Genomic DNA, 267 nt, shown 5'->3' with positions numbered 1-267 from the left:
CCCTTGCCAGGTGCCGAGGCATCATGCCGAGCACCTGCACGAGCGGCCAGTGGCAACACTAACTCACCGACGCTGATGATCGCAGAAAGGGCGGCGTCCTGGATGCTGGAGTCGGTGGCGAAGGGTGACGAATAGGGTGACGAATAGGGCGGTGTACCCCTTGCCAGGTGCCGAGGCATCATGCCGAGCACCTGCACGAGCGGCCAGTGGCAACACTAACTCACCGACGCTGATGATCGCAGAAAGGGCGGCGTCCTGGATGCTGGA

Annotated in this window: 1 protein-coding gene; it reads right to left on the bottom strand. The window is 62.9% G+C overall.

Going from position 1 to position 267, the window contains the following annotated elements:
- Nucleotides 1-182, bottom strand: a 182-nt coding sequence (locus tag ACUN9Y_RS22310) for a hypothetical protein (protein ID WP_445462925.1), incomplete at its 3' end; no start/stop codon positions are given.
- Nucleotides 183-267 lie beyond the last annotated feature (85 nt).

This window comes from Halomonas sp. V046, from assembly GCF_052645355.1.
The sequence above is the reverse complement of the archived record's forward strand: the minus strand, read 5'-3'. Positions and strand labels throughout refer to the sequence as shown.